This window comes from Boseongicola sp. (genome assembly GCF_057460485.1).
Window position 1 is genome coordinate 1 of record NZ_JBVCWP010000144.1, and the last position, 9,823, is coordinate 9,823.

A 9,823-nucleotide genomic window follows, 5' to 3' on the forward strand; every position below is an offset into this window, starting at 1 on the left:
AAATTGAATGCGCGTACTTATGTGGGAAGGTAAAAATAAGTATCTATTTTTATATCATAAAAACAATTACTTATTTGCAGATATTGGCGGAGAGACAGGGATTCGAACCCTGGGAAGGCTTTCACCCTCAACGGTTTTCGAGACCGCCCCGTTCGACCACTCCGGCACCTCTCCGCGAAGAGTCTGGGCCGCGATTTAGTGGAACGATCGCGTGCCCGCAACCCAATTCGTGCAAATGCAGTGCAAGCCCTTGGATTGATGCGACCCACGGCCTATTTTGTTATTGAACAATAGTGAGCTCCCATGTCCCGATTTGCGCCCCTCACGGTCCTTGCCGCAACCGTCGCTTTGACCGTCACACCTGCGTCATCCGCCACGCAGGCCGAACTTGATACGCTTTTCGAGGCCATTGGTACGCCTGAGTTGATCGCCACTATGCGCACCGAGGGCCTTGAGCAATCTGATGAGCTTCGCCAATCTATGTTCCCCGAACGCGCCAACGGTTGGCGGCCCATTGCCTCGTCGATTTATGATACGGAACGGATGGAGGACGGTTTTCGTACCGCGTTTGACCAAGAATTGTCCGAAAGCGATGTGACACCGCTTTTAGCGTTTTTCGCCTCGGACTTGGGGCGCGAGATTATTGCGCTGGAGTTGTCTGCACGCGAGGCGCTGCTCGACGATGACGTCGAAGAGGCCGCCAAGGAGGCCTACGCAGATCTGGCCAAGCGCAACCCAGAACGACAAAAGGCTCTGGAAGGCTTTGTGGACGCGAACGATTTGATCGAAATGAATGTGGCGGGCGCGCTGAACGCGTCGCTCGCATTTTACCGTGGACTGGCCGATGGCGGCAGTTTCGATCTGACCGAAGACGTGATCCTGCGCGATGTCTGGGAGCAGGAGCCGGAAATTCGAACGGATACTGTGGACTGGATGATGCCCTACCTTGCAATGGCCTACGAGCCGCTGTCCGCAGACGAGTTGGCGGCGTATGAGGCGCTGTCGCTCACGAAGGCTGGGCGCGATCTAAACCGCGCACTTTTTGCGGGGTTTGATGTGGTGTTCAACCGCCTCTCGTATTCGCTTGGAAGTGCGGCATCGCGGTTCGTGCAGGGCGACGATATCTGAGCGGTTTGACGTGATTTCGCGGGCCGGATCCCCTTGACTTACAGGGCGCTGCGACGCATAAGCCGCACTCTGGCGGGCTAATGTCCGCCATTTACTATTTTAATGTCGCCAAATGGCGCGCTGTTCGAGGCGGTATCGTACCGCAACATCCGGAAAAGCTCCGGGGGCCGAAGGACGCGGAAAATGAAGGAAGATCAGATGTTTGCGGTCATGAAGACCGGTGGTAAGCAATATCGGGTTCAGGCGGGCGATGTGCTCCGCGTGGAAAAACTCGCAGCGGACGCCGGCGAAAAAATCCAATTCAACGAGATTCTGATGGTAGGGTCTACTGTGGGCACACCGCTTGTTGACGGTGCCGGCGTTCAGGCCGAAGTCATAGACCAGATCAAGGGTGAGAAAATCATCCACTTCGTAAAGCGTCGGCGTAAGCACGGCTCGAAGCGTACGAAGGGCCACCGTCAGCAACTGACGCTTTTGCGCGTGACGGACATCCTTGAAAAGGGTGCCGAAAAGTCCGGCATAAAAGCCGCTTTGAATTCCGGGTCTGTTTCGGTTGCTGCTGTCGAGGCTGCAAAGCCTGCCAAGAAGGCTGCACCAAAGAAAGATGCCGCGCCAGAAACCAAAGCTGCCGCGCCGAAGGCGAAAGCTGCTGACGCTGGTACAGATGACTTGAAAAAGTTGTCGGGTGTAGGCCCGGCGCTTGAGAAGAAGCTGAACGCTGCTGGCGTGACGTCATTCGCGCAGATTGCTGCGTGGGGCGCTGCTGACATTACCGAGTTCGACGAGAAGCTGTCGTTCAAAGGTCGTATTGAACGCGAAGGCTGGGTCGATCAGGCCAAAGCCCTCGCCGCCGAATAAGGAGTAACAACCAATGGCACACAAAAAAGCAGGTGGTTCCAGCCGTAACGGCCGCGACTCAGCCGGTCGTCGCCTTGGCGTAAAAAAGTTCGGTGGCGAAGCCGTCATTCCGGGCAACATCATCGTGCGTCAGCGCGGCACCAAGTGGTGGCCGGGAGAGGGTGTTGGCCTTGGTCGTGATCACACGATCTTTGCAACGTCCCAAGGCCACGTGACCTTCCACAAGGGTCTCAAGGGCCGAACATTTATTTCGGTGCTTCCGCAGGCGGAGGCCGCTGAATAAGCCGATCCTAGTTGCGATGTATTAAAGGGGGTTCGGCAATCGCCGGTCCCCCTTATTCATTTAAAGGCTGGCTTGGAGGCAAGGGCCTGCTAGCTCATTTTAGAAGAAGTACCGTTGTTGAGGGGCGGCTGGTGCGATCAACGAGGCGAGGGAGAAGCCGCGTGAAAATTGAAGCAATAATCAACCAGCCGGTTGTTGAAACGGACCGCATGACGTTGCGGGCCATTCGTCGGTCGGATGCCGGGAACCTTGAATTATTCGGATCTGACGAACGGGTCGCGCGCATGACGCGCACAATCCCGCATCCTTTGCCGCCCGGTGCGGTTGATACGCTGATTTCGCGCTCGCTTGACGAAAGCCGCGCGGAAGACATGTGGGTCATGGATGGTTCGGCCACTGGCTTGGGCGAATTTTTGGGTCTAGTCGCTTTGGAGCGTATGGATCGCAATCAGTCGGAAGTTGGCTTCTGGGTTGTCCCAGCGTTTTGGAACGCGGGCTTTGCGTCCGAAGCAGTGCGCGGCCTTATCGACACCAATCCTCATGCGGACAAAACGATGTTCGCAAGCGTCTTTCAGGACAACCCCGCGTCGGCGCGTGTGCTGACGAACGCAGGCTTCCAGTACCTTGGCGACGCCGAGACCTTTTCGGTTGCGCGCGGATCGACGGTCCCGACGTGGACCTACCTAAAGCGTCTGGACGACTAACCCATGTCACGTCAGGCGCCTCCCGTTCTGAGGACGCCGCGCCTGACGCTTCGCCCTCTTGAGATGACCGATGCCGATGCCCTTGTGCGGGGCGTTGGCAACTACGAAGTCAGCCGTTGGCTATCGGTCGTACCTTACCCCTATACGCATGGAGATGCTGCCTGGTTTTTGGAAAGAACCATTGAAAACAGGGCATTGGTTTGGGCGATTTGTGATGAGGATGGCCTTCAGGGCTGTATCGGTATTGAAGACGGGTTGGGTTATTGGCTGGCGCGGCCTGCTTGGCGCAAAGGCTATGGGTTTGAGGCGGCGCGCGTGGTGATTGCACAATGGTTTACAGACACCGGCCGTCGATCCGTAACGTCGGCCTATTTTCAAGGCAATGAACGCTCGGGAGCAGTTCTGCGCGCGCTTGGATTTCGCCCCACTGGCGAAGCGCAACGCAAAGCCCGCGCATTAAGCCAGGACGTGATGGCGACCGAGATGGCTATGAGCCGCGAGCAGTGGGAGGCACGGCTTGGTTTCACAGTGTTTACGCCGCGCCTTACGCTTCGCCCGATAATCTCTGCGGATGCGCCGGCTTTGGTGTCTCTGGCCGTCCCTGAAGTGACGCGCGGTACGGCGTCGCTTGTCACGGGATGGGCAGAAGCGGAGGCGCGCGAATGGATTGAAGGACGTCGTTGGGGCGGCTTGCCCGGCTTTATGCTTGGGATAGAGCGCGAGGGCGCGTTGATCGGAGCCATTGGCTGCGGTGGTACCCCGTTGTCCGTGATGTATTTCCTCGGGCCGGATCATTGGGGGCAGGGCCTTGCAACGGAAGCGCTGTCGGCGTTCCTGCCCGAGATTTTCGACCGTTTTCCGGTTACAAACGCGATCGCCGACCACTTCGAAGACAGCCCCGCTTCGGGCCGTTTGTTGGAAAAACACGGTTTTCGTGTCACAGGCGATGACATGGGCACATCAAAGGGAAGGCTTGAGCCTTCGCGCGTCATCACATACGCCGTGACGCGAGACACATTTAGGGTAGCAACATGAAATTCCTCGATCTTGCACGCGTTACGATCCGCTCTGGCGGCGGTGGCTCGGGGTGCGTGAGCTTTCGACGCGAGAAATATATCGAATACGGCGGGCCCGACGGCGGCGACGGCGGACGGGGCGGCGATGTATGGGCCGAGGCGGTCGATGGGCTGAACACGCTGATCGATTTCCGCTATCAGCAGCATTTCTTCGCCAAGAACGGCCAGCCCGGCATGGGCCAGCAGCGGACCGGTAAAGATGGTGATGACATCATACTGCGCGTCCCTGTTGGGACGGAAGTTCTCGACGAAGATGAAGAAACCGTCATTGCTGACCTAACGAACGTTGGCGACCGGGTGTTGTTGGCAAAAGGTGGCAACGGCGGGTTCGGTAACCTGCACTTCAAATCCTCGACCAACCAGGCGCCACGGCGCTCAAATCCGGGTCAGCCGCAAATCGAGCGCGAGCTATGGCTGCGGTTGAAGCTGATCGCGGATGCCGGGCTTTTTGGTCTGCCGAATGCCGGTAAGTCGACATTTCTGGCGGCCACGTCAAATGCGCGTCCTAAAATTGCAGATTACCCTTTCACCACGCTACACCCGAACCTTGGAGTGGTCGGCGTGGATGAGGTTGAATTCGTGATGGCCGATATTCCTGGTCTGATCGAAGGTGCACATGAAGGGCGGGGCATTGGCGATAGGTTCCTTAGCCATGTCGAGAGATGCTCGGTCCTGCTGCATCTTATTGACGGCACGTCCGAGACGGTTGCCGAAGATTATCGTACGATAATCCACGAGTTGGAGGCCTACGGCGGCGAGCTTGCCGAGAAGCCGCGCATCACTGCGTTGAACAAGATCGACGCGCTTGATGATGAGGAACGCGAAGAACGCCAGACAGCTTTGGAAGAGGTTGCGGGGCCAGTGATGATGATGAGTGGCGTCAGCCGCGAGGGGCTGATTGATGTCCTGCGCGCGGTGCGCGGCCAGATTGATGCAGATAAACTGCGCCGCAAGGAGGAAGTCGAGGAGCCCAGACCATGGCGTCCCTGACGACTGCGCGTCGCATCGTTGTTAAGATCGGCTCGGCCCTGTTGGTCGAGGACGGAAAACTGCGAGCCAAGTGGTTGAAAACGCTTGCCGAAGACGTGGCAGATATGCGTGGACGCGGGGTTGATGTTGTGTTGGTCTCATCCGGCTCGATTGCTTTGGGACGCGCAGCCCTGGCGCTTGAAGCAGGCGTTTTGCCATTGGAGCAAAGCCAGGCGGCCGCAGCGGTTGGTCAAATCCGTCTTGCGCGGGCCTATGAGGAAGCGCTTGAGCCACATACCATCACAACGGCACAGGTGCTTGTAACGCTGGAAGACAGCGCGAACCGGCGGCGGTATCTTAACAGTCGCGCCACGCTTGAGCAGCTTTTGTCGCTGGGGGTGGTACCGATTGTGAACGAGAACGACACGGTCGCAACGGATGAAATCCGCTATGGTGACAACGATCGACTGGCCGCGCAGATTGCCGTGACAATCGGGGCAGATGTGCTGGTGCTTTTGTCGGATGTCGACGGGTTTTACTCGGCGAACCCAAAAGAGGAAGCAAGTGCTAAACGTTACGATGTGATTGATGTGATAACGCCCGAGATCGAGGCCATGGCCGGGGACGCCGGGACAGGGCTTTCGAAGGGCGGGATGAAGACCAAGATTATGGCGGCGAGAACCGCAACGGCCGGAGGTGCGGCCATGGCGATCGCTTTAGGTGCGCCAGATAACCCTTTGAAGCGCATTGAAAACGGCGAGCCTTGCACATGGTTTACGCCAGAGACCGATCCGCAAGTGGCCCGTAAGCGCTGGATCGCGGCGATGAAGTCGAAGGGCGAGTTGATCCTGGATGCCGGAGCGGTTGGAGCCTTGGAGCGGGGCAAGTCTTTACTTCCCGCAGGGGTGACATCCGTGCGCGGCACATTCGGCCGGGGAGACCCGGTTGATATCGTCGGGCCGGACGGCGCGCAGCTTGGGCATGGATTAACGCGCTATACGGCGGACGAGGCGCGCGCCATCAAGGGGCAGCGGTCCGATAAGATTGAAGCGATCCTTGGATATCCGGGGCGTGCGGCGCTTGTGCACCGCGACGATATGGCGATTTAGCCGCGAGGCGTTTAAACTTGAGCTGATCTTAAAGGGCTAGGGACATGAAAGACGTGTCAGACATTCAAACCATCATGGCGGACATTGGCCAAAAGGCGAAAGCCGCAGCGGCGGAATTGGCCTTTGCGTCAAGCACTGACAAAACGCAGGCTTTGAACGCCGCCGCCGCCGCCGTTTGGGCGCGACGCGGCGAGATTATCTCTGCCAATGTCAAAGACATGGCGTTCGGGCGCGAAAAGGGCCTGAGCGATGCGATGCTGGACCGTCTGATGCTGGACGAGGCGCGTATTCAGGACATGTGCGACGGACTTCGTGCGGTCGCCGCACAGGATGATCCGGTTGGCAAGACAGTCGAGGAATGGGACCGGCCTAGCGGTCTGCATATCAAGCGCGTTCGCACGCCTTTGGGTGTGATCGGCGTGATCTATGAGAGCCGCCCGAATGTAACTGCGGATGCAGGGGCCTTGTGTCTGAAGGCCGGGAATGCGGTCATTTTGCGTGGCGGTTCCGAGAGTTTTCACTCGACCGGTGTAATCCATGGCTGTCTTGTTGACGGGCTGAAGGCCGCGCGCTTGCCGATCCATGCAATTCAGCGCGTGCCGACGCGTGATCGTGCAGCGGTCAGCGAGATGCTGATCATGACGGACACGATCGACGTCATCGTGCCCCGCGGCGGCAAAGGCCTTGTTGGTTTGGTGCAGCGCGAGGCCCGCGTGCCGGTATTTGCCCACCTTGAGGGCATTGTTCACATCTACATCGATGCAAGTGCCGACCCGGAGAAGGCGTTGAAGGTCGTATTAAACGCAAAAACCCGGCGCACAGGGATTTGTGGCGCGGCCGAGTGCTTGTTGATCCACCGCGATGTGGTCGACACCATCGGGCGGGGCGTGGTCCGCGCCTTGATCGACGCGGGCGTCGAGGTGCGCGGCGACAGCGAAGTGGCGTTGATCGACGGCGTTGTCCCGGCGACTGAGGATGATTGGGGCCGTGAGTTTCTGGACATGATCATCGCGGCCAAAGTAGTTGAAGACGTTGACGCGGCGATTACTCATATCCGGACCTATGGCTCGAACCACACCGATTGCATTGTGACGGAAGACGACGCCGCAGCGGACCGGTTTTTCCAAAGGCTGGATAGTGCGATCCTGATGCGTAATGCCTCGACGCAATTCGCCGATGGCGGAGAGTTCGGCATGGGGGCGGAGATAGGCATCGCGACGGGTAAGATGCACGCGCGTGGTCCCGTGGGGGCCGAGCAATTGACCAGCTTCAAGTACCTTGTGACCGGCGACGGAACGATCAGAACGTAACTGACACCTTCCTGTCGTTAAAAAAGTCGCGACCGAACGTCGAGCGGATTTGGCTGCACTTAGCAAATGTGCGAAATGCACATCAGAGGTGGCGACGCTATCAGCGATTGCAGGGTTTGTTGTGGAACTGCACAAGGTCAGGGTTGGCGTTGATCCTCTCGCCACGCGCTTCCAGTTTCCTTCGAACCGGGAGAGGGTCATGTGGCCGCCCCAAGGCAAGGTGTTTTCAAGGCATTGCACCACGAGAAATACAAGCTTGCTGTCCGCGCCCTGCAAAGCCCCTTCGACCCGCCAGTCCACTTTGGTGCGGGTGTTTGTGAATCTGTTTTGAGCTTCGTTCTGACTGATTTCCGGGTGTGCCGTGCCGAACGCCACACGGAGGAACCATATTCGGGCGTTCGCGTTCTCGACGGATTGTGCGATGAGGGCGATCTAGGGGCTGATGCCTTGCCCGGACATTGTCAAAAGCTCGATCCCGTTGCCAATTGCGCCCAGGGGGCTGATAAGATCGTGTCAGATACGCCAGCTTATAAGGGCATTTCAAACAGGGGGCGGTCATCGTGTTCCTCGGTTGGTAATTGAAAGGAAATCAAGATGTCAGATATGACGGCCCTGCTTGAGCCAGGCATGCTTGTGACGCACCCTGATATGCCTGACTGGGGTGTTGGACAGGTACAGTCAAACATCGGCGGGCGCGTTACAGTGAACTTTCCTGATGAGGGCAAAGTGGTGATTGATGGCACGAGAATCGGACTTGTCCCTCTGTTCGAAAGCGATCCCTGAAACGAACTACACCCTAAGATTGTATCTTGCTTTTTGCAGGATCGCAAAAGTGGCGGGCGTTGCATTGCGCGGCGCAGGGCCTTAGAAGGCCGCAACCTGTCTGACGAAGGCCCAGGATGGACCGCGGAGACGCTCATTTCACCACCCGACTTGCCCTGAGCGACCGCGACTTGCGCGCGGCAGAACGGCTGCGCTATGCAGTTTTTGTCGAAGAGCTTGGCGGCGATGGCGCTTTGGTCGATCACCAGGACCGGTTTGAGCGGGATCGTTTCGACCCGCATTTCCGTCATCTGATTCTTGTCGATAAGCGCCGCGATCGCGAGGCATTGGATCATGTTGTGGGAGTCTACCGTCTTTTGGACGATACGGGGGCTGCTGCTATTGGGCAGTATTATTCGGAAGACGAGTACGATTTGTCGACGCTGAAGGCGTCAGGGCGCAAGCTTTTGGAACTGGGGCGGTCCTGCCTGCACGCGGACTATCGCGGTGGCATGGCGATGTACCATATCTGGAACGCTCTGGCGGGGATCGTGGCGGACGAAGAGATTGATATCCTGTTTGGCGTCGCAAGTTTTCACGGCACCGATATTGAGGCCCATGCCGAGGCGCTGTCGCTTTTGCACCATCAGCACCTCGCACCGGCGGATGTTCGCGTGCGTGCGCGCACCGAGCATTTTCAAACGATGGATTTGATCCCAGACGACGAGATCGATCGCGTGGCGGCAATGCGCAATGTGCCGGCGTTGATAAAAGCCTATCTGCGGCTTGGCGGGGTGATCGGCGAGGGGGCTTTTGTGGATAGGCCCTTCAACACGATCGATGTCTGTTTGCTTCTTGATACGGCGCGCATGAACCTGCGAGCGGCAGCGCGCTATCAGGTGTCGCGGGGATGAGCCGCGATCCGACCTGGGTTGGCGCGGACGACAGGCTGCCGCCTTTGCGGCCCGGCGTTTACGGCTGGGTAAGGCTGATCCTGCGCGGGCTGTTGTTTGGGGTGCTGACGCTTGGCGGATTGCTGATCTTGCTGACGGTCCGCTTGGTCGAGCGTCCGGTATTTGGGATGGCGCGCCCATGGACGCCGCACATCACTCAAGGTGTCTGCCGCACGGCGTTTCGAGTATTCGGTATGGGGTATAGCAGCCACGGTGAGCGGATGACCCACCCCGGTGCCGTGGTGTCCAACCATTCTTCGTGGATGGACATTTTTGCTCTGAATGCGGGCAAGCGCGTCTATTTCGTCGCCAAGTCCGAGGTTGCAGGATGGCCAGTGATTGGCTGGCTCGCGCGCGCCACGGGCACGGTGTTTATCCGCCGTGCCGTCCGGGACGCGGCAGAGCAAAAACAGGTATTCGAGGATCGCCTGACCGCGGGACACAAGCTGTTGTTCTTCCCCGAAGGCACATCGACGGACGGTTTGCGGGTCTTGCCGTTCAAGCCGACGCTGTTTGCCGCATTCTTTTCAGAGGAGTTGCGCGACATCCTTTGGGTGCAGCCGGTCAGCGTCGTTTACGCGGCCCCAGAGGGCGCCTCGGAACGGTTCTATGGGTGGTGGGGCGACATGGATTTTGGGACCCATCTGGCGAAAGTGCTTGCGGCACCCAGC

The 9,823-nt window shown here is 58.3% G+C and carries 12 protein-coding genes, 1 tRNA gene and 1 pseudogene; 12 read left to right on the forward strand and 2 right to left on the reverse strand.

The genetic code is table 11. From position 1 onward, the window contains the following. Positions 1-84: 84 nt before the first annotated feature. Positions 85-174, reverse strand: a tRNA-Ser gene (locus AC221Y_RS15055). Between the two features lie 129 nt (positions 175-303). Between AC221Y_RS15055 and AC221Y_RS15060 the strand changes: the two genes are divergently transcribed. The 8 genes from AC221Y_RS15060 to AC221Y_RS15095 all read left to right on the forward strand — a co-directional run bounded on the left by AC221Y_RS15060 (position 304) and on the right by AC221Y_RS15095 (position 7,437). Beyond that, on the forward strand, positions 304-1,128 hold the full coding sequence (locus tag AC221Y_RS15060; RefSeq protein WP_486707646.1) for a DUF2059 domain-containing protein: 825 nt from the start codon (positions 304-306) through the stop codon (positions 1,126-1,128). 198 nt (positions 1,129-1,326) lie between these two features. Next, positions 1,327-1,986: a 50S ribosomal protein L21 gene (locus AC221Y_RS15065; RefSeq protein ID WP_299758027.1), complete on the forward strand. Its 660-nt coding sequence runs from the start codon at positions 1,327-1,329 to the stop codon at positions 1,984-1,986. 13 nt (positions 1,987-1,999) lie between these two features. Further along, entirely contained in the window at positions 2,000-2,269 is a 270-nt protein-coding gene (rpmA, locus tag AC221Y_RS15070; RefSeq protein ID WP_299757998.1) for a 50S ribosomal protein L27, read from the forward strand. Between the two features lie 161 nt (positions 2,270-2,430). Next, positions 2,431-2,973, forward strand: a complete 543-nt coding sequence (locus AC221Y_RS15075; RefSeq protein WP_299758001.1) for a GNAT family N-acetyltransferase — start codon at positions 2,431-2,433, stop codon at positions 2,971-2,973. Between the two features lie 3 nt (positions 2,974-2,976). Next, entirely contained in the window at positions 2,977-4,008 is a 1,032-nt protein-coding gene (locus tag AC221Y_RS15080; protein WP_299758003.1) for a GNAT family N-acetyltransferase, read from the forward strand. Next, complete coding sequence (gene obgE, locus AC221Y_RS15085) at positions 4,005-5,039, forward strand: GTPase ObgE (RefSeq protein ID WP_486707647.1); 1,035 nt, start codon at positions 4,005-4,007, stop codon at positions 5,037-5,039. Before AC221Y_RS15080 ends, obgE begins: the two co-directional genes overlap by 4 nt. Then, positions 5,027-6,127, forward strand: a complete 1,101-nt coding sequence (gene proB, locus AC221Y_RS15090) for a glutamate 5-kinase (RefSeq protein WP_299758007.1) — start codon at positions 5,027-5,029, stop codon at positions 6,125-6,127. The genes obgE and proB overlap by 13 nt, the downstream gene beginning before the upstream one ends. 44 nt (positions 6,128-6,171) lie before the next feature. Continuing rightward, the gene (locus AC221Y_RS15095; RefSeq protein ID WP_299758010.1) at positions 6,172-7,437 is read left to right on the forward strand and encodes a glutamate-5-semialdehyde dehydrogenase; all 1,266 of its coding nucleotides are present in this window, start codon (positions 6,172-6,174) and stop codon (positions 7,435-7,437) included. A 90-nt stretch (positions 7,438-7,527) separates the two neighbouring features. On the opposite strand, the pseudogene AC221Y_RS15100 reads toward AC221Y_RS15095, so the two are convergent. After that, positions 7,528-7,737: pseudogene (locus AC221Y_RS15100) on the reverse strand (histidine phosphotransferase family protein); the annotation flags it as partial. Here AC221Y_RS15100 and AC221Y_RS15105 point away from each other — a divergent pair. The 4 genes from AC221Y_RS15105 to olsA form a co-directional block, all read left to right on the forward strand. Continuing rightward, complete coding sequence (locus AC221Y_RS15105; protein WP_486707648.1) at positions 7,639-8,019, forward strand: hypothetical protein; 381 nt, start codon at positions 7,639-7,641, stop codon at positions 8,017-8,019. The pseudogene AC221Y_RS15100 and the gene AC221Y_RS15105 overlap by 99 nt on opposite strands. 12 nt (positions 8,020-8,031) lie before the next feature. Then, complete coding sequence (locus AC221Y_RS15110) at positions 8,032-8,220, forward strand: DUF3553 domain-containing protein (protein WP_299758015.1); 189 nt, start codon at positions 8,032-8,034, stop codon at positions 8,218-8,220. A 116-nt stretch (positions 8,221-8,336) separates the two neighbouring features. Further along, positions 8,337-9,113 (forward strand): L-ornithine N(alpha)-acyltransferase, encoded by a 777-nt coding sequence (gene olsB, locus AC221Y_RS15115; protein ID WP_486707649.1) that lies wholly within the window; start codon positions 8,337-8,339, stop codon positions 9,111-9,113. Continuing rightward, positions 9,110-9,823: lyso-ornithine lipid O-acyltransferase (gene olsA, locus AC221Y_RS15120; RefSeq protein WP_486707650.1), on the forward strand; the 714-nt coding region annotated here is incomplete at its 3' end. The genes olsB and olsA, both read left to right, overlap by 4 nt.

Coding starts and splice junctions, on each gene's coding strand:
- AC221Y_RS15060 (WP_486707646.1), top strand. CDS start 304: ATGTCCCGATTTGCGCCCCTCACGGTCCTTGCCGCAACCGTCGCTTTG.
- AC221Y_RS15065 (WP_299758027.1), top strand. CDS start 1,327: ATGTTTGCGGTCATGAAGACCGGTGGTAAGCAATATCGGGTTCAGGCG.
- rpmA (WP_299757998.1), top strand. CDS start 2,000: ATGGCACACAAAAAAGCAGGTGGTTCCAGCCGTAACGGCCGCGACTCA.
- AC221Y_RS15080 (WP_299758003.1), top strand. CDS start 2,977: ATGTCACGTCAGGCGCCTCCCGTTCTGAGGACGCCGCGCCTGACGCTT.
- obgE (WP_486707647.1), top strand. CDS start 4,005: ATGAAATTCCTCGATCTTGCACGCGTTACGATCCGCTCTGGCGGCGGT.
- proB (WP_299758007.1), top strand. CDS start 5,027: ATGGCGTCCCTGACGACTGCGCGTCGCATCGTTGTTAAGATCGGCTCG.
- AC221Y_RS15095 (WP_299758010.1), top strand. CDS start 6,172: ATGAAAGACGTGTCAGACATTCAAACCATCATGGCGGACATTGGCCAA.
- AC221Y_RS15110 (WP_299758015.1), top strand. CDS start 8,032: ATGTCAGATATGACGGCCCTGCTTGAGCCAGGCATGCTTGTGACGCAC.
- olsB (WP_486707649.1), top strand. CDS start 8,337: ATGGACCGCGGAGACGCTCATTTCACCACCCGACTTGCCCTGAGCGAC.